This window comes from Hyalangium gracile (assembly GCF_020103725.1).
Taxonomy (GTDB): Bacteria; Myxococcota; Myxococcia; order Myxococcales; family Myxococcaceae; genus Hyalangium; species Hyalangium gracile.
The window spans coordinates 49922-70690 of sequence record NZ_JAHXBG010000008.1; the positions used below are offsets into that span (position 1 = coordinate 49922).

The window sequence follows — 20769 nt, forward strand, 5'->3', positions numbered from 1 at the left end:
AGAAGGAACTCAGTCAATTCCGTTGGTGGTCGCGGAGGGCTATTGGTTCGCACGGGACGAGGCGTCGCCGTCGTCACGCGCGTTGCCCATCGTTCCGACACCGACAGGAGAAGAGCCTCCATGACTTCCACCACCCAGGCTGATCGGCTCGTGCCCGCTGCGCTGGTCGCGCTCTCGCTCGTGCCCATCCTGGCCGGCGCCGCCCGTCTGGCCGAGCTGGCGGGCGGCGCCGAGCTCACGCCGCGCAACGCGCGGTTCTTCGCATCGCCCCTACCGGTGGTGCTGCACGTCCTCAGCGCCAGCGTGTATTGCGCCCTGGGGGCCTTCCAATTCGCCCCGAACTTTCGCCGCCAGCGGCCCGGCTGGCACCGCGTCGCCGGGCGGGTCCTGGTCGCGTGCGGCCTCGTGGCTGGGCTCTCGGGCTTATGGATGACGCTGTTCTATCCCCGCGCCGAGGGCGACGGAGAGCTCCTCGACGGCCTGCGGCTCCTGTTCGGCTCGGCGATGGTCCTGTCCCTCGTCCTGGGGCTGGCCGCGATCCTGAGGCGGGACATCGGCGGCCACCGGGCCTGGACGATTCGAGGCTACGCTATCGGTCTGGGCGCGGGCACGCAGGTGCTGGTCTCCGTGCCCTGGTTCCTCATCGTCGGCACGCCGGGCGAGCTCGCCAGAGCGCTGCTGTTGGGCGCCGGCTGGGTCATCAACCTCGCCGTGGCCGAGAGGGTCATTCGTCGACAAACCGCCTCTGCCGTTCGCGCTGCCGAGATGCGCGAGGGGCTGCTCGAGGTACGCGTCAGCGTCGGGAACGCCTCACGCCCGACACAGGAGTTGGGGAGGAGCAGGTAGGAGTGCACGAGTGGGAGCACTGGCGGCGGCGGTGTGGCAGGGGAGGAGTGGGTGGAGGCGCGCGGGTGGGCATACCGGCGGAGGCGCGTGCCGCGGGAGGGCGGCGTGCGCTTCGAGCCGTTGCCTCCGCCCACGCCAGCAGAGGTGGAGCGACTGCCGCGGGTGGTGCAGTAGACCGGTAGAAATCCACGAAGAAGCCGGTCCTGGAATGCCTGGTGGGTCCTGCGTCTCTCGCCCGACGGGTCAGAGTCTTGCCCCTGCGGAAGGCGGCTCTCTAGACTTCGCAGCCCCATGGGATTCTCGGATCTGATCGCAAAACATCACGGAGCATTCAGCAAGTGGGACCAGAACGATCTCATCAAGCAGGTCCCGAAGCTTCATAAAGAGGGGGTGTGTGCCGGGGCTTGTGCTGTCTTTCTGTACACCCATGCCATCCGGAAGACGCACCAGCAGGTGGTCCCGTTGTTCGCCAAGAGTTCGGCGAGCTACGAGCAGTTCCACCAGGACTTCGTCACGAAGAAGTTCAGTGAACTCGAGGAAGACGACGAGGCAGACATCGCGGTCATCGACTTCCTTGATGGCGTGATAGGGAAGAACTTCAGCGAGAGTTTCGACAAGACCTTTCCCCAGGACTCGCAGGACCTCTGGCGCTTTCGGGGCAGGGATGACTCGAAGAGCCTGGAAAAGAAGCGCAGGCTGAAGGAGACGCACAAGAAGAAGAAAGAGTCGGGTTATGAGGTCAACCCGATGCTGTCCTTCAAGAATTTCGTTCAGTTCCGCGGCACCAAGCCCCTGGCCGTGGTCCAGGGGACACAGGGGGAGTTCCAGGGTTCGAAGGCCGAGCGGGCCCAGGGCCTGTTGAACGCGGTCTCCTATCTGTCGTTCGTGCCGAGCACCGACGGGAAGGCCCCACGGCGAGTCCAGCTGCCCGGGCAAACGCCGGAGCGGAATCTGTTTTCCCTGGCGCGGTCCGCTCATTTCAAGCGCAACCAGGCCCAAGACACCAACAAGGTCCTGATCCAGCAGTTCGTGGTCTTCCACGGGTACTATTACATCACCGTGCTCAAGCACGCGACCGCGGCCTTCGTGGACCACCACGCCAAGAAATACAAATACTTCGAGCCGAATCATGGCGTCGCGAAGTTCACCAACGTCAAGGATCTGGGCTCATTCCTGGCGGAGTGGCTCTACAGCAGTGAGTACGACACCACCACGGATGTCGACATGGTGCAGTTTCTTTGAGCCGAGGTTCCACCGGAGGCGAAGGTAGCGCCTCCGGCGGGATTCACTGCCTGGCCACGGCACTCCGAATGGAGGGCGGATTCAGGGATTGCAGAGGTGAGAGGTCAGGTACGTCTGACAGTCCTGAGACGTCGTGATAGGGGTGCCGTTGGGGTTGCCGTTACAGGTCCAGATGGCGCAACCGCCGCCAACCCTCCCACAGTAAGCGCCGTAGCCGTTAGGGCCACAGGGCGCCCCGAGAACCGTGACCTCGCCGCCATTGCAGTGGAGAGCGACCTTGGTGGACGACGGGGTAATGCACAGGCGTTGCTCCACGGTTCCCACGGAATCCGCTTCAGGCGTCTCCACGCCACCGCAACCCGTGGCACATGCGAGGAAGAGGGAGATGACGATCAGGGATTGAATTCTCACGTTTCCTTCCTTTCGTAGGGACAGCGCCGTAAGCCATACCTTTTCTGCCAGTGAAGGAGCAAGGACTGGCAGTGCTTTCCGGGTCCAAAACGACAGGGGGCTGAATTGTTGCATCGGCACGAGAACCCCCGCCCCAGAGCGCGGGGCGTTGAAGCTCCAGCCGTCACAGCCAGCCAAGACAGCCAGGCCCGTGCCGCGCCCCTCCTGGGAAAGCGGCTGGGCTGGGCAGGCGTGTGTCTGCTGAAGATGAAGGGCTTCTGCGCCGGCTCGGCGTGCGGCTCATAGGCTCCCCGTCAGCGTCCCTCGCCTCCCGCTCTGCTCCGCCCGCTACGCCCAAGAGGGCTCCTGTCCTTCCTAGAAGCTAGTTATCGGCTGCAGCCTTTTTCTGCTCTAGCCTGTTCCCCTATTGTTCAGGGTGTACGTGCGGGGTGGGACGTGGAGGGGCGGTCCGGGGACAGGGCTGGGACGTAGCACCTTTCCTTGAACAGCTTGCCGTTACCGAATGGCTCGCACTCCTCGCGCTCCATCGGAACCCAGCATGCCCCGTTGAGGGTGACCTGGCGCTTGTGAGGGCAGCGCCCTTGGGCATCGGGTTTGATCTGCCCCGGTTGCGGCTCGGGAAGGGGAGCCTCGGCGAGAGGCTTGTGCTCCGAAGGCTTTGGTGCCTCCGCTGCGGAGGCGGTGGATGCCGCCTCGGCGAGTCCCTTCGTGCCCGCGTCCTGAGTGCTCGCTGCCTCGGCTCTCTTCTGGGCTATTGGCGCCTTCTCCGCAGACGAAGTGGAGACCGCCCACCCTGTCCACACGACCAGGGGCAGGCTCGCCGCCAGCGCGAGCCAAGCTCTTCCTGAACGCATGGTCCCTGGCGGGTGTGAGGCTTGTTCCAGGGCCTCGGCGAAGGCCGCCGCGGTGCCTCGCTGCTCGGGCCTCACCGCGAGCAGGCGCAGAATCCAGGCGCGCACGGTGGGCTCCACCCCACGAAGCAAGGCGGGTGTGCGCACGGTGTGCACCTGCCAGGTGCCGTGCTCGTCCTGGGTCGGCTCTACCCATTCCGGGTACTCACCGGTCAACAGCCGGCAGGCCGTCATTCCCAGCGCATACAGATCATCGGCGGGCGTGTGGAGATAGCTGGCGGAGCGATGGCGCCGACGGTTGAGCTCGAAGAGGCCTGCCTCCGGGGAACGGTAGAGCGGGGTGCCCAGGCAGGCGGCCGGAGGGGTGAGCCGCTCAGCGCCCGGATAGGTGCCCAGGCCGAAGTCGGTGAGCATGGCGCGACCGTCGGAGCGGCGCACCAGCACGTTCTCTCCCTTGAGGTCTCGATGCACGGCACCGAGGTCGTGGAGGGCCTGGAGCGCCCTGGCCAGTTGGGCCAGCACGCGGAAGCACTCCCGGGAGGAGACGTCCGGATGAGAGGCCCAGTGGTACAGGGGCACTCCCTCCACCCATTCCATGGCCAGCCAGGGGTAGGGTGTGCCGTCGGGGGACTGCCACGTGCCGGAGCCCCGCAGGCGAGGAACACTCGGGTGGCACAGGCGAGAGAGCAGGTGCGCCTCGCGAGCAAACCGAGGGTCTTCGGGGTGCAGTGCCAGTTTAAGCGCCACAGGCGCGGCACGTACGGAATGGCGAGCCACCGCCTGGTAGACAGCGCCGTGGACGCCCTGGCCGGCCCAGGCCACCACGCGCCAGGGACCCACCTTCGTGCCGGGAGGCAGGTGGGCTGGGTCGAGAGAGGGTGGGGGAGCACCAGACACGGGAAACTCGGGACAGGGGGAGGCGCGGACCCTCCTCCGCACTCGTGAAGCCTACGCCAAGGAGCGTTCGGCGCCAGCCTGCTCAGCTCGCGCGCACGAGGCGGGCTCCCCACATGCCCACGACGGAACGTCGATGAGCTGTGGTCCCGTACCGCCTGGGAGAGTTTTTTCTGTGTATTTGTTCCCGAGGCCATTCGCCTGGGGCATTTAGTGACAAGCTTTTTCTGGTCCGTTGCGACCACACAGGAGATATGCTCTTTCTTGCGGAGAGTTCTCCGTCAACCGCATAGAGGTTCTGGTGATCAACCGTAGGGCACTTTCGCTGTTCGCGGCATCCATCTGCGGCGCGTTCATGATTCTCGGCTGCAATGCTCCGATGGATGAGGAGCTTCAGGCAGGAGCAGGACAGGGAACTCTGGAGCAGGGCGAAGAGCAGGCTGCGCTGTCCTGCGATCCGAAGGCAGGGATCCGAAGTTCGATCTGGGTGACCCATGACGCTTACTCGCAATTCATGCACAGCGAGGGTTGGTGTGGCGTCGGTAGTAGCCTGCCTGCGGGATGCTATGCTGGTAACGTTTACTGGAACCAGCAGCTCGTGCGCCTTTCCTGCGGAGTGCCAATCAATGGATCGTGCTACGACCCGCAGGCTTGGTGGCTCGTCACGTGTGAGTCGGAAATTGAATGCACGTTTGATTGCTCTGGGTATTGTCAGCCGACGAGCTGCTGAGCGAGGTCTGCGCCCACCTCCCTGGGGCTGATCAGCTCCCCACGGAGTAGATCGCTTTGATTTCCTAGTCGTGGCGATCGCGGTTCTCGCCTGTCCCGTCAGGAACCGCGACCCGCCTGGCCATGCGCTACGTGTGGGGCTCGGGCGTCGGCTCGGGCGGCGGCGCCGCCTCCGGATCCGCGTCCGCCAGCAGCAGCTCCCTCACCTTGCGCAGGCTCTCCCGCGTGCGGTCCACGAACGCGTTCTGTGAGCCGATGCGCTCGGCCGCCTCCAGCGTGCGCTCGTAGATGTTGATCGACTTGGTCAGCAGCACCCGGATCTTCTTGCGCAGCTCCTGCCGGTACACCTGCGCCTCCTCCGCGTCCAGCTCCGGCGGCGCCGGCGTGTGCACCATGTGCTCGTAGAGGTTCTCGTACATCGCGCCGATCTGCGCCCCCGCCGCCGTCGCCCAGTAGCCGTTGCCCACCCGGATCGAGCGCAGGTAGTGCCCCTGCGCCGACAGCAGCAGCTCCGCCTTGTAGTTCAGGTCCTCCGCCAGCTTGTCCGTGCCCTTCTTCGGGTCCAGCTTCACCGCCTCGTAGTGCAGCCGGTAGATCTCCCCCACGAAGAAGTGCGCCTGCGCCGGGAAGTAGTCCTCCACCTCGTCCTTGTCCGCCAGCGCCTCGTACTCGCTCAGCGCCTTGCGCAGCGTGGCCTCCGCCTGCTCCGAGCGCCCCGCCTCCAGCTCGCACACGCCCTGCTGCACCCGCGCCTCCATGCGGCGCCCCACCGGCAGGTCCTGCCGACTGGCCAGCGTGCCGAGCACCCGCACCGCGTCCTCGTAGCGCTCCAGGTGGTAGTGCGTCTCCGCCACTCGGAAGGCCGCGTCCAGCGCGTCCCCCGTGCCCTTCTCCGCGTCCGACAGCTCCGAGAAGCGGTGGTAGGCCTCCTCCCACTCCTTCAGCCGCTGGTGCGACAGCCCCGCGTTGTACAGCGCCTCGCGCCGGTGCGCGCTGCTCGGGTGGAAGTCCACCAGCCGCCCGAAGTACCGCGCCGCCTGCTTGAAGTCCCCCGCCGCGAACGCCGACGTGCCTCCCGCGAACAGCTCCTCGTCGTTCAACTTCTCCAGCTCGAGATCCGCCGTCACCTCCACCGGATCGAACTGCAGCTCGTGCCGAGGCGGCTTCCCCTCCTCTCGCACCGCCGTCCCCGTCGTGCGACAGCCCATCAGGCCCACCGCACCCACCAACACCCACCGTAGCCATGTGCCCGACATGTGCGTCCTCTTGCTCATGCTCACCGTCCAGGCCCTCCCGCGCCGACGCCCTGTCAGGACAGCGGCGGCGCGTATGGGGTTCCCTTGCGTTCGCGGCCCCCAGCTTAATGCGCCCGCGGAGTTCTGGCTCCCCTGGCTGCCTGGTGGACCGTGGAGCAATCCACACAAGCCCCGGAGCGGGCAGGCGAGGCCTCAGCGCAGCTGCTCGTCTCCCAGCAGGAAGCGGCCCGTGCGCCACAGCGCGGTGAGGTCATGCACGTCCAGCTCGAAGCGCGGCACCTGGATGAGCGGCACGTCCGGGCAGGCCTCCGACAGCTTCGCGATGGCCGCCGAGTCCTGGTCCGCCAGCACCTTCAGCTCGTCCAGCGTCTCCAGCACCTTGGCGCGGCGGCTGCTCGCCAGCCGGGCCGCGTCCTCCCACAGCGAGGCGGGAGGCTGGGGGTGGACGCGGTTCACCACCAGCGCCAGCACCTCCATCTGGTTCTGCTTCAGCAGGGCGCGGAAGTGCGTCACCTCGTCCAGCCGCTCCACGTGCGGCCCGGTGACGAGCACGAAGCCCGTCTGCGGATCCTTCAGCAGCTCCTTCACGCCCCTGGCCCGCTCGCGGAAGCCCTCGTTCATCGAGGAGATGGCCAGCATGAAGGCCGACAGCTCCTGCAGCGTCTCCACCCCGGTGAACTTCGACAGCGCCTTCGTCGCGTAGCTGCTGCCCAGGTTGAACAGCGACAGGCCGATCTTCCCCGCCTTCAGCGCCGGGGTGAGCAGCCACTTCGCCGCCTCGTTGTCCAGGAAGTCCAATATGCGGTTGGGCGCGTCCAGGAAGTCCAGCGCGTGCGCCGTGGGCGGGGTGTCCAGGACGATGAGCTCGTACGCGCTGCGGCGGCGCAGGTCCCACAGCTTCTCCAGCGCGATGTACTCCTGGCTGCCCGCCAGCGCCGTGGACAGCGACTGGTAGAAGCGGTTGCCGAGGATGCGCTCGCGCTGCTCGGGCGGGGCGAACCGGGTGATGAGCTCGTCCCACGTCTGCTTCATGTCCAGCATCATCGCGTGCAGCGAGGCCTTGGGCTTCACCCCCAGCCCCTCCAGCACCTGCGCCGGCACCTGAGACTCCGCGTTGCCCAGCGCCGACAGCCCCAGCGAGTTCGCCAGCCGCTTCGCCGGATCGATGGTGCACACCAGGCTGGAGCGGCCCTCCACCGCCGCGCGCAGGGCCAGCGTGGCCGCCACCGTCGTCTTCCCCACGCCGCCCGAGCCGACGCACACCAGGACGCGCTTCTTGGCCAGCGCGGGGCCCAGGGAGGTGGTGCTCATTTCGCTCCCGTCACCAGCTGCTCGAGGTGTCCCATCACCTGCTCGATGGCCGCCCGTCCGAACGTGGGGGTGAAGATGCGCGGCACCGTGAACACCGGCGCCTGCAGGTTGCGCTCCAGCTTCGTCTCCGCCAGCACCGCCAGCGCCACCCGGTCATGGTGCGCCTTGGCCACCCGGTGCAGCTCCGGGTGCCCCGCCAGCGCCTCCAGGTCTCCCTCGTTGAAGCGCTCGGTGAAGACGCCGTTGAGCACCGCCGCGTGGGTGCGGATGCGGACGTTGTCCCGGAGCGCCGCGTGCAGCTCCAGCGCCTCGTTCACCGGCAGCTCCTCCGGCAGCGCCACCAGCACCGCCGCCGTCACTTGCGGGTCCACCAGCAAGTCCCTCATCTTCAGCGCGTCGCGCGCCAGCGGGCCGGGCGGCACCGTGCGCAGCAGCACCTGCGGCACGTTGAGGAAGGTGATGGCGTGCCCCGTGGCCGGCGCGTCCAGGACGATGGTGTCGTAGCGGTAGCTCCCGTCCGGCAGCGTCTCCTGCAGGTGGTAGAGGATCTTCCCCAGCATCACCAGCTCCTGCAGCGAGGGGATGAAGCGCAGGAAGTAGCGCACCAGGCGGTTCTCGAAGACCGTCTTGTAGAGCGTCTCGAAGCGCAGGACCATCAGCGCGTACTCGCGCATGGCCTCCTGGGGCCGTACGTCCACCGCCCACAGGTTCTCTTCCAGCAGCGTGACGTTGGGGCCGGCGGCGGGGCGCTCGAGGAAGCGGCTGATGCGCTCCTGGGTGTTCACCTCGCACACCAGCGTGCGGCGGCCCGCGCGCGCGGAGCGCAGGGCCAGCGCGGCCGAGACGGTGCTCTTGCCCACGCCACCCTTGCCGGAGACGATCCACAGGCGCTTGTCGAGCAGGCCGGGCATAAGGGAGCGGCGAACCGTAGGGATGGGTCCGCCCTCTGTCAACGCACACTTTGCCCTGCTTGACACGTCGCGTTGGCCGCCCCCACAGTGCGCAGTCTTCTTCTCGACTCGCCGGTGCCCGGCGGGCCCCCCTGAGGACCCAAGACGATGCTCAAAGACAATCCGGTGATGAAGAAGCTGGTGGAGACGGGCGAGGAGCGCATCGGGAAGATCGCTCAGCAGCTGCTCTCCAATGAGAAGTTCGTCGCGATGGTGCAGTCCCTGGTGTCGCGCTCGCTGGCCGCCAAGGGCACCCTGGACACCGCCCTGCGCACCACCCTGTCCGCCATGAACCTGCCGTCCACCGCGGACCTGGAGCAGCTGCGCGCCAAGGTGGATGACCTGGAGAAGCTCCTGGCCTCCGTGGAGAGCAAGGTCGACACGCTGGTGGACAGCAAGAAGAAGTAGCCATGCGGCGCATCGCGTTCATCAACGAGAAGGGTGGCACCGGCAAGACGACGCTCGCGGTGAACACCGCCGCGTGGCTCGCCCGGGAGCGCGGGCTCAAGGTGCTCCTCGTCGACCTGGACACCCAGGGCCATGCCGGCAAGTCGCTCGGGGTGGATGTGCGCACGCTGCCGCGCAACGTCTTCCACCTGCTCACCGAGGACGGGGTGCGCCTGGAGGACGTCGTCCAGCCCTCCGCCGTGGACGGGCTGAGCGTGCTGCCCTCCTATAAGGAGATGGCCGACTTCCCCGTGGCCGTGGCCCAGGACGCCCGCCGCGCCCACCGGCTGGCGGACAGGCTCGCCCCCGCCGAGGCAGCCGGCTACCAGGCGCTCGTGTTCGACGCGCCGCCCTCCATGGGCCTCACCACCCGCAACATCCTCGTGGCCGCCACCGAGGTGGTGGTGCCCGTGGCGCTCACCTACCTGGCGCTGGATGGCTGCGCGGAGATGGTGGAGACGGTGCGCAAGGTGGGCGAGGCCGAGGGCCGGCCGGATCTGCGCGTCACCCGCGTGGTGCCCACCCTCTACCGCAAGACGGCCCTGGCCGACGCCATCCTCGAGCGCCTCAAGGCCTACTTCCCGGACTCCCTGGCCTCCACGCCCCTGGGCTTCAACGTGAAGATCGACGAGGCCCAGAGCCACGGGAAGACGATCTGGGAGTACGCCCCGCGCAGCCGCGGCGCGGAGATGCTCGCGGCCATCGCCGAGGAGATCCACGACGCGCCCACCCCCAGGAAGGGGAGGGCGCCTCGGGTGGCGTGAGCCCCCGCCGGGCGGCTCAGGACTTCTTCTGCTTCTCCAGCTCGTCGAGCTTCTTCTCCAGCTCCTCGAGCCGCTGCGTCAGCGTCGCCATGTCGCGGCCGAGCGCCGGCAGGTTGCCCGTCAGCCCCTCGACGACGTGCTTGACGCGCTCGTCGATCTTCCGCTGCCACTCCTCGAAGGCGCGCTGGCTGGCCTTGAGCAGCTCCGCGGGGTTGATGCCCGGGCCGCCCGCCGCGGGCGCCTCCGCCTCCGGCTCCTGCTGCGCCGGCTGGCCCTCCTCGGGCGCCCTGGCCTCGTCGCCGCGCTTCTCGTCGCGCCGCAGCAGCTTGTCCAGGCGGCTCTCGGCCTCCTCCCGGATGGAGGCCACGCGCGGCGTGACCTCCTTCTGGATGAAGCCCGAGATGGACTCGCCCGGGTGGCGGATGATCTCCCGCAGCACCGCCAGCGGCATCTGGTTCTTCTTCTTCTCTTCCTCGAAGATGATCTGGGCCAGCGTCACGGAGGTGAGATCCTCCTTGGTCCGATTGTCGACAATCCGGACCTCGACGCCTTCCTTGATCATCGCGGCGATCTCATCCAGCGTGACGTACCGGCTCTCCACGGTGTCGTAGAGCTTCCGGTTGGTGTAGCGCTTGATGACCTTGGGCTCCTTGTTGCTTGGAGCGCTTGCCTGCTCTGCTTCGCTCATGATCGGTTCTTCCTCCGCCCACGTCCGGGGAGCCTTCCGCGTGAAGCCAGGAAACTCCGACCCTGTAGCAAAGGGGGGATGGGGGAGCAAGCTGGCTCGGTTGCTTGCTCGCGATAGACGGGCCGGCGGCCTATAGTGCCCGACCTGAGCGAATGATCGTCAAGTGCGAGCAGTGCCAGACGCGATTCAAGATCCCCGATGAGAAGGTGACGGACAAGGGGGTCAAGGTCCGCTGCACCAAATGTAGCCATACCTTCCGCGTGACGCGGGAGTCGGCGGCGTCCGCCCCGGGAGCGCCTGTTGCGGCCCCCGCTGCGCCCGCTCCGGCCCCCGCCGACGGCGGGTTCGATCCCTTCGAGCGCTTTGGCACCGCCCCCGAGCCTCCCAAGGGAGTCCACATCACCCGTCCCGGCTTCTTCGCCGAGGGGGTCGAGGCCAGTCGCGCCACGCCACAGGGTGCCGGCGCTCCACCGCCTCCGGCGCCGTGGAACTCGGCGGACTCGGGGCTGCAGCAGGAGGTCTTCGAGGAGACCACCCGCGTGATGCCCTTCCAGGTGCCCACGGAGGCGCGGCCCCCCGTGCCCTCCCTGCCGCCCCTGCCTTTCGACGCTCCCGGTCAGGGTCTGCCCGGACCCGGGGCCGTCTCGTTCCGTCCGTCGGCGCCCGCGGGGGGCGTGCCGGGCGTTCCGAGCGTGGCTCCCTCCGTCACCCCGGTGGGGGCCCGAGGCCTGCCGACTCCACCCCCGGTGAAGCCCGGGCAGCTCGCCGCGCCGAAGTCGCCGAGTGGGTCCACTCCGAGGGTGCTGGCGCCTTCCGCGGTGCCCGTGCCCACGGCCGCGGCTCCCGCCGGCGGCGCGCGCCCCGGGCCGAAGACCCTGGCTCCGGCTCCCGCTCCGGCCCCCGCTCCGGCGGTGCCAGCGGCGGCGGACCTGTTCACGGAGTTCTTCGCCAATCCCGCCGGCGGCGCGGCGCCTCCGATGCCGCTGCCGGACCTCCCGCCTCCGGGCCCGTCGCCCGTCAGCGCGGCTCCAGCCCCGGCCCGGCCGGCCCCCTCCGCTCCCGCGTTCGGGCCTCCGGATGACGATCCGTTCGGCTCGGTGGGCGGCGATCTGAGCGAGCCCGCGCCGGACCTCGGGCCCGCGCCGGAGTTCGATCCCACGGCCATGTTCTCGGATCCGCCGCCCGCGGCTCCGCCCATGGCGCCGCCCGTGAGCCGGCCGGCGCCCATTCCGGTGGCCACGGCTCCCGCGCCCGTGGGACGGCCGCTGCCCGTGCCTCCGACGTCCGCGGCGCCTCCCATGGGCAGAGCGCCCGTGGCTCCGACGCCCGCTCCCATGCCAGGCCGGCTGGCTCCCTCGCCCATGGCGGCCCGGCTGGCGCCTTCGGCGATGCCTCCTCCGGCCGTTCCGGCGCCCGCGCCCGCGCCCGCGCCCGCGGCCATCCCGGACGATCCGTTCGGCCCGTCCAACGCCGACCTGAGCGCGCCCCAGAACGAGTTCGGCTTCGATGCCGATCCCGCGCCCGCGCCCATGGCCGCGCCCGCTCCGATGGCGATCCCGGACGATCCGTTCGGCTCGGCGGGGGTGGATCTCGGCGGGGCGGGGGATGAGCACGCCGCGCCCGCTCCGCAGTTCGCGGCTCCGGCGCCCATGTCGGCAGGGCCCGCGCCCGATGAGTTCGGTCCGAACTTCGGCTCTCCCGCGCCCCAGGCGCAGGCCTCGCCCCCGCTTCCGGCGAGCTTCACGCCTCCCACCAACATGGACTTCGGCATGCTCGGCGACGAGCATATGCCGGCGGGGGCGGATCCGTTCGCGGCTCCCGCGGGCGCGCCGGGCATGGCCGATCCGTTCGCGGCTCCCGCGGGCGCGCCGGGCATGGCCGATCCGTTCGCGGCTCCTGCTGGAGCGCCGGGCTTCGCCGATCCGTTCGCGGCGCAGGCGGCCCAGGCCTCGGGGATCCCGGATCCGTTCGCGGCTCCCGCGGGAGCTCCTGGCTTCGCCGATCCGTTCGCGGCGCAGGCGGCCCAGGCCTCGGGGATTGCGGATCCGTTCGCCACGGCGGAGCCTGCCTTCTCGCCCACGACGACGGGGCGGCAGATGCTCGGCAGTGGGAGCCCCTCCGAGGGCTTCCTCACCCAGACCGATACCAGCCACCAGACCATCGGCCCCACCGAGACGGGGCGCCACCGGCTCGACATTCCGCAGCCCGAGGGCGCCCAGCCGGGTCCGGGCGAGGAGTTCGGTGCGCCCGCGTCCCGCGAGCTGATCGATCTGCCGCAGCAGCCCCAGGAGGCCGCTGCGCCAGAGGCGAGGCCCGTGCCGACGCTGGCCGCTCCCGCCATTGCCCGCCCCGCGGGCCGTCCGGCGGACATGGGCATCCCCGAGCGGCGCAAGCCCACCGCGGCCCAGCAGGTGACGGGACAGGTGGCCTACCTGACCATCGCCGCCGGGTTGCTGCTGGCGCTCACGGCCGTCGGTGGCGTGTACCTGAAGGAGGGCAAGGTGGACGCGGACGCCCTGTCGCCCGCGCACCTGATGGAGCTGCTGACGCCCCGCGACTTCGTCATGCGCAACGTCACCAACGGCCTCTATGACACGCGCGGCGGCGGCTCGGTCTTCTATGTCCGCGGCGAGGCGGAGAACCGCAGCTCGAAGCCCGTGAAGGTGAAGGTCCAGGCGGGACTCTTCGATGGCGGTCAGCGGGTGAAGTCGGCGGAGGGGCTCGCGGGGGCGATCCCCTCGCCCGAGGAGCTGCACGCCGTCAACAGCCCCGAGGCCGCAACGCAGCTGCGCACCCGGCTGGACGAGAGCGCCACGGTGGTGGCTCCCGGCGGCAAGGCGCCCTTCTTCATCGTGTTCCAGGAGTACCCCCAGGAGCTCAGCGCGTTCCGGCTCCGTGTCACCCTGGAGCCGGCTCCCGAGGAGGGGAGCAAGCCGTAGGGAAGCAGCGGCCATGCCCACCCAGGAACAGGCCCGGAACCTCGCGCTGCGGCTGCACGGCCTGGGCGGCGGCAGCGAGATCCTCCGCAAGGCGGCGGCGCGCGAGCTGGCGCGGTTCGATCCGCTCGACGCCAACGAGCTGATCAGCCACCTCATCTCCCTGGCCCGCCTGGGCTGGGAGCCCGCGACGCACGTGCTCTCGGCCTTCGTGGCCGCCCTGGGCATGGAGGCGCAGCAGATCCCCTACGCGGACGAGCTGCGGCGGCTGGCGCAGATCCAGTCGCTGCCCACGGTGGCGGACCTCTTCGCCCAGGGCCCCGCCCGCCAGGAGCTGGATGCGGGCGCGGCGGCCAAGGCGGACGCGCGCCTCTTCACCCAGTCGCTGGGGCACCTGAAGCAGCAGGCGCGCCTCACGAGGGATCCGGACGTGCTGTCCCGGCTCGCCACGGCGAGCAACCCGTCGGTGGTGCGCAACGCGCTGCTCAACCCCCGCCTCACCGAGCCGCTCGTGGTGCGCATGGCCGCGCGCCGCCCGGCTCGGCCGGAGCCGCTGGTGGAGATCTGGAAGTCTCCGCGCTGGTCGATGCGCCACTCCGTGCGCCGGGCGCTCGTCTTCAACCCGTACCTGCCGCCCGAGGTGGGGGCGAAGATCGTCCCCCTGCTCAACGCCACGGACCTGGCGGAGCTGGCCGCGGACTCCTCCGTGCACCCCTCGCTGCGGGAGCAGGCCGCCCGGCTCCTGGAGCAGGGGCCGCTGAGCGGGTAGGGACTGGCGCTGCTGGAGCCTCCAGCGTTTCATGGGGGCGCCAAAGCGCCCGTGCTCACCTTCGAGCCGCTCCCTGCAGAGCCCCTCGGGTCCCAACACTGGAGATGCATCGCATGAGCAAGCATCCGTTGCCTGGACTCACCCGTGTCGATCACGTCGGCCTGACGGTGCCGGACCTGGACGCCGCCGTGAGCTTCTACACGGAGACGCTCGGGGCCACCGAGCTGTTCCGCCTGGGGCCCTTCGACGCGAAGGAGCTGCCGCGGATGGCGGATGGTCGAGACTGGACGGAGGCCCACATCAACGTCCCGGGCGCGCGGCTGTCGATCGCGATGCTCCAGCTCTGCGCCAACCTGAGGCTGGAGTTGTTCCGGTACGAGCTGCCCCAGGACGCGCGGACCACGCCGCCGCGCAACTGCGACATCGGCGGGCATCACCTGGCGCTCAAGGTGAGCGATCTGGACGCGGCGGTGGCGCACCTGCGCTCGCGAGGGGTGCGGGTGATGGATGGGTGCATCGCCGTGCCCAGGATGGGGCTGCGGGCCCACTACTTCCTGGATCCGTGGGGCAACCAGCTCGAGCTGGTGGAGTACAAGGACTAGCCCTTCTTGGGGTCCGTGTAGTCGGCGTCGGTGGTGCCGCGCCGGCTGTTGGGAGGCAGGGGCTTCACGTCCACGAAGTCCTCGCCCTTGGAGGCCTTCTTGAAGGAGTAGACGAACTTGCCCACGGCATTGCCGAGCTGACCCATCCTCGAGGCGGAGAACACCACCACCAGGATGAAACCGAGGACGATCATCTCTCCGAGGCCCAGCCCGAACATGGGCCCAACAGTGCAGCAAAGCCCTGGGCGAGGCAAGCCACCTGTCGGTGGAAGACGGAAGGGCGTACTTCTCCCGTCCCTTCGGGGCGGTTCTGACGCAGACTGGCCGCATGCTCCTGCTCGCTCACCGGGGCGCCAGCGCCGACGCCCCCGAGAACACCCTGGACGCCTTCACCGAGGCCGTGAGGCAGGGGGCCGACGGCGTCGAGCTGGACGCCATGGTGTGTGGCTCCGGCGAGGTGGTGGTCTGCCACGACGAGCGGCTGGACCGGCTCGCTCGCCTGCCCTGGGAGGTGCGCACCACGGCCTGGTGGAAGCTCCAGCGGGCGGACGTGGGCACGCCCCTGGGGTTCCGCCCCGCCCGGATTCCCCTGCTGGAGGAGGTGCTGGACGTGCTGCCCTCGCACTTCCTGGTCAACATCGAGCTGAAGTGCGACCACTTCGATGATGGGGGCCTGGCGAAGAAGGTGGCACAGATCGTCACGCGGCGGAGGATGGCCGAGCGGGTGGTCATCTCCAGCTTCAACCCGCTGTGCCTGTTCCGGCTGCTGGCCGCCGCGCCCATGCTGCGCCGAGGCTTCCTGATCGATCCGGACAAGCCGTGGGGGCCACAGGCGTACGTGGTGAGCCCACTGGTGTCCTCGCACTCGGTGCACCCCTTCCACGAGGCGTGCACGCCGGAGCGGGTGGCGCAGTGGACCGCGGCGGGCCTGCGCGTGGCCGTGTGGACGGTGGATGACCCGGAGCGGGCCCGGCAGCTGGAGGAGCTGGGCGTCTCCTACCTCATCACCAACCGGCCCGGAGCCATGCGCGAGGCCCTGCGCCGGGCGGCGTAGAGACCAGGGACCATGCAACTGGGGCAGCAGAAGCACGTGCTCGCCCTTCAATGCGTGCAGGAGGAGCTGGAGCAGCTGTGGCCCGCGCCGTTCAGCTGAGCCGCGGTGGACACGGTATCGAGAGAACAGTGCCTATGCTGGTTTCAGCCAGGGGGAGATCTATCAGCAAGCGCTGGGTGCAAAGGCAGTGATCCTCTCGCCACGGTCGGGGGTGATTCGGTGAGGGGGCACATTCCCGTCATCCGCTTGCGGAACAGGAGTGGCGTTCTGATGGCCCGTGACGGCGTCGTCGTCTGCTTCTTCATGCGCCGCCCCCATGGCGAGGTCGCGGCGCCTACTGGCTGACCTTACGGCGAAGCCCCAAAGCCTGCCGCGGTATCGGGCGCTGGCACACCTGCTGGAGCCCTTCCTCTATGAGGAGCGCACCGGCTGGTTCTCCCAGGACAAGGAGAACCTGCGGCGCTGGCTGCGGCGGCTCTGCCAGTGACGGGCAGAGGCCGTGAAGCTGCTGAGCCTAGAAGTCCAGGCCCAGCGAGGTGTTGAAGGTGACGACGGTGGGCAGGGCCCGCGTCTCGCCCTCCTCGGCATTGGGGTCCAGCTTCACGCTACCCAGCCGAGAGAAAGAGATCTCCGCGCCCAGCTGCAGCACGCCGCCGATGAAGCGCGCGCCGCCGTAGATGCGCTGGGTCATGTTGTCCGAGAGCTTCACGCGCTTGTAGACGCCCGTGTCCTGGAACGCGGCCAGCGAATCTCCCTCAAGCGACTCGTTGTAGGGGCGGTCCGGGTTGAAGTCGAGGGTGCTCGTGTCGGCGCCGACGAAGTTGAAGTCCAGGCCGCCGTACGGGGTGAGGGTGATCATCCCTCCCAGCGGGAACTGCTTGCCGATGCCCAGATCCAGGCCCGCCGACGTGAGCCCGAAGTCGCGCACGCCCATCAGCCGCGTGACGTGGGCGCGCACGCCCAGGTCCGGCAGGTACGTGAAGCCCTCGTTGACGGCCCACTTCAGCTCGCCGGTGGCCGCCACCATGCGGCTCTTCTCCACCCAGCCCACGCGCCCGCCCATCTCGATGGAGAAGGGCAGTCCCTTGCGGATGTGGAACGAGGGCACCAGCACCGTGCTCGGCTGCGTGCCCTCCGTGGGGATGGCGATGCTGCTCGGCAGGCTGACGACGGACAGCTCCAAGTTGAGGTTGAAGCCCGCGTGCCCCAGCGTCTCCGGCGGCATCAGGTTCGTCGAGGCAATGCCTGCGGCGAAGGCGCGCGCGAAGGCCTGGAACCGCGAGTTGCCCGTGGCGCACGTCTCCAGCTGCTCCTGGTTGCACTCCCCCGGCAGCTCATCCGGCTTACCCAGCAGGGTGATCCGCAAATCGTTCTGATCCGCGTACGCGGCGACCCCCGACAGGAGCGTCGCAAGGGCCAACCACCGACTGAACGCGTGCATCCTCAAACTGCCTCCCAGGCCCCTGCCGGCAACAGGTGCCAATCCGGCAGGACGCTAACGTGCGCTCGCCGAGAGCGTCAACAAAACGGGCGGCCCGCCAGGAGGCCTACGCCTCCGGGAGAGCCGCCCGGGATGAGCCCTGAATGTGGGTGCGGTTACTGCGCCTTCGGAGTCTCCACCGGGGTGGGCGTCGCCAGCTTCTGCGCCACCGCCTCCGGCCGGCGCCGGATGACCAGCGTCTTCCGGCTGGCGAAGTCCTGGTCCTCGCGCGCCACCACCAGCACGTTGTTGTTGCCCTCCTTCAGCGCGAACTCCGCAGTGAACTTCATCTTGCGCGGCTCCGTGCTCTTCGGGTCCGACGCCTTGAAGTACACCTTCTGGTCGTTCACCAGCACGTACATGTCCAGCAGGCCCTGCGGGTCCGCCACCGTGCCGCTGAGGGTGTAGCGATCGCCCGCGGCGATCACCCCGCCGCGAGAGGTGTCCACATCCAGGTGGATGTCCGGCGGCTGCAGGCTGGTCACCCAGTCCACCTTCTTGGGCAGCACGGCCTTGCCCACCCGCTGCTCCTTCGCGTCCGCGGTGCGCACGAAGGCGAAGCGGTCATCCTGCAAGGAGACCTTGTAGAAGCCCTTGCCCACCGCCACCGCGGGCAGCACCGCCTGCGTCGGCACCCGGGCCACCGCCAGCGCGTCCGGCAGCGGCGAGGCCAGCAGCTCCGTCTTCTCCGCCAGCTTCACCATCGTCTTGGTGGGCTCCAGCGCCAGGGCGGGCGCGTCACGCACCGGCAGCTCGAGCTTCTCGGTGACGAACTCCTCCAGCGGCTCGTCGATGATGGCCAGCTTCAGCGGGAAGGTGTCGCCCTTGTAGCCCTTCTTCACCTGGAGCTGGAAGCGCGCGGACTTCGTCTCGCCAGCGGCCAGCTCGCCCAGCTTGAAGCGCCCCTTCTCGATGAAGACGTTCGGGTCGCCCGCGTTCTTGATCTGCGCGAACGAGTCCATCGCCACGCCGGTGCCCACGTTGGTGACGTCGAGCACCACGGTGATGTCCTCGCCCAGCTGCGCCACGCCGTCGCCGTTGCAGCCGGAGCAGTCATCCAGCACCTGCCAGTTGAAGGCGAAGGCCGGACGCGGCAGCTCCAGGAAGCCCACCTCGCTCACCAGTGTCTTGTTCAGCGCCCCGCTGTCGTCGAAGAACTTCACCGTCACGTCGTCCCGGCGCGAGGTCAGGTCCTTCGGCAGCTTCACCGGCACCTTCCACGTCTTCTTCTCGCCCGGAGCGATGGCGCCGAAGATGAACTCGCGGCGATCGATGAAGACGTTGTCGCTCTCGGTCCACGCGCGCACGCGCTTGAGCGGCTCGGTGCCCTTGTTCTCGGCGGTGATGACCAGCTCCAGCGTCTCACCGGCGCGCACCGGCTGATCGGCGCCCGGAGAGAAGGTGGCGTCCAGCTGCACGTTCTTCGGCGTGGGGCCCGCGCTCCAGTCCACGCCCAGCCCCGCGATGGCGGAGCTGATGCGCTGCTCCTCCTCCTGGCGCTTCTGGTCGATGAAGGCCTTGCCCTGCTTGAGCTGCTGCAGGCGGTTGGTGGAGGTGGCCTTGAGCACGAAGTCCCGGGCGAACGTCACCTCGAAGTCCTCCTTGATCTCGTCCTGGCTCTCCGCGTCGAGCTGATCGTCCAGGTCCTCGGTCTGGCCGGCCACGTCCACGTCCAGCAGCGGATCCTTCTCGCCGTGCTTGGCGGCGTCCTTCGGATCCTTCTGGGCGGTGCGCGGGTTCTTCTCGGCCGTCTCCTTGTCCTTGGCCTTCTTCTCGGCGGCGGCCTGGGCCACCTTCTTCTCGTCGATCTTCAGGTACTTGAGGCTCTCGGCGGCCTTCTCGCGATCCAGCACCTCCTCGCGCTTCTTGGCCACCTTGTCCGAATCCGGGTTGCCGAAGTGCTGATCCAGGTCCGCCTCGCCGATGGAGCGGCGCGGAGCGAACACGTCGATGCTGGCCTGGGTGACGCGCGTGGGCACCAGCTGGATGTCCGGGATGATGCCCACCTCCTGGATGGAGACGTCGCCCGGCGTCAGGTACTTGGCGATGGTCAGCTTCAGCGCGCTGTCGTCCGGGAAGTCATACAGCACCTGCACGCTGCCCTTGCCGAACGTCTGCCGGCCGATGATGACCGCGCGGTTCAGGTTCTTCAGCGCGCCGGCCACGATCTCGGAGGCCGAGGCGCTGCCGGAGTTCACCAGCACCGCGATGGGGAAGGCGTCCTCGCCCTCCTGAGCCCGCGCGCGCTTCTCCTCGCGCAGCTTGTCGGACAGGCCCACCGTGGCCACCAGCACGCCGTTGGAGATGAAGGTGTCGGACACCTGGATGGCCTGCTCCAGCAGGCCGCCCGGGTTGCCGCGCATGTCCAGCACCAGGCCCTTCATGGTGCCGCCCTTGGCCTCGGCCTGCTTGCGGATGTCCGCCAGCGCCGCCTCGAGGTCCCTCGTGGTGTTGCCCTGGAAGTTCTTCAGGCGCACGTAGCCGACGTTGTGGGCCAGCAGCTTGTGCTGCACGCTCTCGATGGAGATGGTGGCGCGGCTGAGCGTCATCACGTGCGGCTTGTCCCAGCCCTTGCGCTCCACGGTGATGGTGATCTTGCTGTCCACCGGGCCGCGCAGCTTGGACACCGCCTCGTTGAGGTCCATGTTGACGGTGGACTCCTCGCCAATCTTCTTGATCTGGTCGTCCTTCTGGATGCCCGCGCGGTGCGCCGGCGTCTTGGGCAGCACCTTGACGACGGTGAGGTTGCCCTCGCGCATCTGGATGACGAAGCCCAGGCCGCCGAACTCACCCTTGGTGGACAGCTTCATCTCCCGGTAGAGCTCCGGGCGCAGCAGCACCGAGTGCGGATCCAGCGTGGACAGCATGCCGTTGATGGCCGCGTACTCGATGTCGCGCGTGTCCTCCATGGGACGCATGTTCTTGGAGATGAAGTCGAAGACGTCCTTGAGCGTGAAGGACAGCTTCCAGGGCGAGTCCACGTGGCTGATGTCGAACTCGCGCTGCTTGCCGTTGACGTTGAGGCTGAGCTTGCCCGTCTCGGCGTTGCCGTCCACGAGCACGTCCGGCACGCTCTTCTCCACGTACTCCAGCGCGGCGATCATCATCTCCTTGGGCTTCACGCGCTTGGGGTCTACGTAGTTGTCCTTCACGTAGAGGATGACCTTGGTGAAGACGCGCAGGGCGGACAGATCATGCTGAGGCTTCTCGCCCTTCTGCTGGGCGAGCGAGCCCTGCCAGCCTTGACTCGCCTGGGCGGCCCCCATGGTGAGGGGAATGGGCGCCCGGTCACTGCCCACGAGGGCCCAGGCGCCGAGGAGGACAGCGACGGCGATGATCCGGCGAAGCATTCGCGGCATTGGTTCATCCAAGCTGGGGCGGGTGGCGCCCCGGGGTGTTGCGTGAAGAAAAACCTTTAGATTTCAGGTGCTTGTCGAGGAAAGAAGAAGATCGAAAGCAGCCGGCCAAGCCTAATCATGGACTTCGGGTGCTTCAAGGCGTCCGCTGCTCGGTATCGATCAGGAACGTTCCTGGGAGGC

At 68.6% G+C, this 20769-nt stretch carries 17 protein-coding genes; 9 read left to right on the forward strand and 8 right to left on the reverse strand.

Going from position 1 to position 20769, the window contains the following annotated elements; all coding sequences use genetic code 11:
* Window positions 1-120 precede the first annotated feature (120 nt).
* Both KY572_RS17545 and KY572_RS17550 read left to right on the forward strand, forming a co-directional pair.
* The gene (locus tag KY572_RS17545; protein WP_224243913.1) at window positions 121-846 is read left to right on the forward strand and encodes a DUF2306 domain-containing protein; all 726 of its coding nucleotides are present in this window, start codon (window positions 121-123) and stop codon (window positions 844-846) included.
* A gap of 291 nt (window positions 847-1137) precedes the next feature.
* Window positions 1138-2088 (forward strand): hypothetical protein, encoded by a 951-nt coding sequence (locus tag KY572_RS17550; RefSeq protein ID WP_224243915.1) that lies wholly within the window; start codon window positions 1138-1140, stop codon window positions 2086-2088.
* Between the two features lie 821 nt (window positions 2089-2909).
* Here KY572_RS17550 and KY572_RS17555 read toward each other — a convergent pair.
* The 4 genes from KY572_RS17555 to KY572_RS17570 form a co-directional block, all read right to left on the reverse strand.
* Window positions 2910-4175, reverse strand: coding sequence for a serine/threonine-protein kinase (locus KY572_RS17555; RefSeq protein ID WP_224243917.1), 1266 nt, complete (start codon window positions 4173-4175; stop codon window positions 2910-2912).
* Between the two features lie 926 nt (window positions 4176-5101).
* Window positions 5102-6229 carry a tetratricopeptide repeat protein gene (locus KY572_RS17560; protein WP_224243918.1) on the reverse strand — a complete coding sequence of 376 codons (1128 nt, stop codon included), beginning with the start codon at window positions 6227-6229 and terminating at the stop codon, window positions 5102-5104.
* Window positions 6230-6421: 192 nt separating this feature from the next.
* On the reverse strand, window positions 6422-7540 hold the full coding sequence (locus tag KY572_RS17565) for an ArsA family ATPase (protein WP_224243920.1): 1119 nt from the start codon (window positions 7538-7540) through the stop codon (window positions 6422-6424).
* On the reverse strand, window positions 7537-8451 hold the full coding sequence (locus KY572_RS17570; protein WP_224243921.1) for an ArsA family ATPase: 915 nt from the start codon (window positions 8449-8451) through the stop codon (window positions 7537-7539). Before KY572_RS17570 ends, KY572_RS17565 begins: the two co-directional genes overlap by 4 nt.
* A 147-nt stretch (window positions 8452-8598) precedes the next feature.
* Between KY572_RS17570 and KY572_RS17575 the strand changes: the two genes are divergently transcribed.
* Together KY572_RS17575 and KY572_RS17580 are read left to right on the forward strand one after the other, a co-directional pair.
* Window positions 8599-8898, forward strand: a complete 300-nt coding sequence (locus KY572_RS17575; RefSeq protein ID WP_224243922.1) for a hypothetical protein — start codon at window positions 8599-8601, stop codon at window positions 8896-8898.
* A gap of 2 nt (window positions 8899-8900) precedes the next feature.
* Window positions 8901-9701: a ParA family protein gene (locus tag KY572_RS17580; RefSeq protein ID WP_224243924.1), complete on the forward strand. Its 801-nt coding sequence runs from the start codon at window positions 8901-8903 to the stop codon at window positions 9699-9701.
* A 16-nt stretch (window positions 9702-9717) separates the two neighbouring features.
* Here the strand turns inward: KY572_RS17580 and KY572_RS17585 are convergent, their stop codons facing one another.
* Window positions 9718-10389 carry a polyhydroxyalkanoate synthesis regulator DNA-binding domain-containing protein gene (locus KY572_RS17585; RefSeq protein WP_224243926.1) on the reverse strand — a complete coding sequence of 224 codons (672 nt, stop codon included), beginning with the start codon at window positions 10387-10389 and terminating at the stop codon, window positions 9718-9720.
* Between the two features lie 152 nt (window positions 10390-10541).
* On the opposite strand from KY572_RS17585, the gene KY572_RS47245 reads away from it, so the two are divergent.
* From KY572_RS47245 to KY572_RS17600, 3 genes are all read left to right on the forward strand, one after another.
* The gene (locus KY572_RS47245; RefSeq protein ID WP_263451769.1) at window positions 10542-13328 is read left to right on the forward strand and encodes a zinc-ribbon domain-containing protein; all 2787 of its coding nucleotides are present in this window, start codon (window positions 10542-10544) and stop codon (window positions 13326-13328) included.
* A 13-nt stretch (window positions 13329-13341) separates the two neighbouring features.
* Entirely contained in the window at window positions 13342-14094 is a 753-nt protein-coding gene (locus tag KY572_RS17595; RefSeq protein ID WP_224243927.1) for a hypothetical protein, read from the forward strand.
* 113 nt (window positions 14095-14207) lie between these two features.
* The gene (locus KY572_RS17600; protein WP_224243928.1) at window positions 14208-14696 is read left to right on the forward strand and encodes a VOC family protein; all 489 of its coding nucleotides are present in this window, start codon (window positions 14208-14210) and stop codon (window positions 14694-14696) included.
* Here KY572_RS17600 and KY572_RS17605 read toward each other — a convergent pair.
* Complete coding sequence (locus KY572_RS17605) at window positions 14693-14914, reverse strand: twin-arginine translocase TatA/TatE family subunit (RefSeq protein WP_224243930.1); 222 nt, start codon at window positions 14912-14914, stop codon at window positions 14693-14695. The two genes, KY572_RS17600 and KY572_RS17605, sit on opposite strands and share 4 nt — an antisense overlap.
* A gap of 110 nt (window positions 14915-15024) precedes the next feature.
* Between KY572_RS17605 and KY572_RS17610 the strand changes: the two genes are divergently transcribed.
* Both KY572_RS17610 and KY572_RS17615 read left to right on the forward strand, forming a co-directional pair.
* On the forward strand, window positions 15025-15750 hold the full coding sequence (locus KY572_RS17610; RefSeq protein ID WP_224243932.1) for a glycerophosphodiester phosphodiesterase: 726 nt from the start codon (window positions 15025-15027) through the stop codon (window positions 15748-15750).
* Window positions 15751-16066: 316 nt separating this feature from the next.
* Complete coding sequence (locus KY572_RS17615; protein WP_224243933.1) at window positions 16067-16237, forward strand: DUF3396 domain-containing protein; 171 nt, start codon at window positions 16067-16069, stop codon at window positions 16235-16237.
* Window positions 16238-16264: 27 nt separating this feature from the next.
* On the opposite strand, the gene KY572_RS17620 is transcribed toward KY572_RS17615, so the two are convergent.
* A complete protein-coding gene (locus tag KY572_RS17620; protein WP_224243935.1) occupies window positions 16265-17191 on the reverse strand; it encodes a hypothetical protein in 927 nt (308 codons plus the stop codon).
* 155 nt (window positions 17192-17346) lie between these two features.
* A complete protein-coding gene (locus tag KY572_RS17625; RefSeq protein WP_224243937.1) occupies window positions 17347-20589 on the reverse strand; it encodes an MXAN_5808 family serine peptidase in 3243 nt (1080 codons plus the stop codon).
* Window positions 20590-20769: the final 180 nt, after the last annotated feature.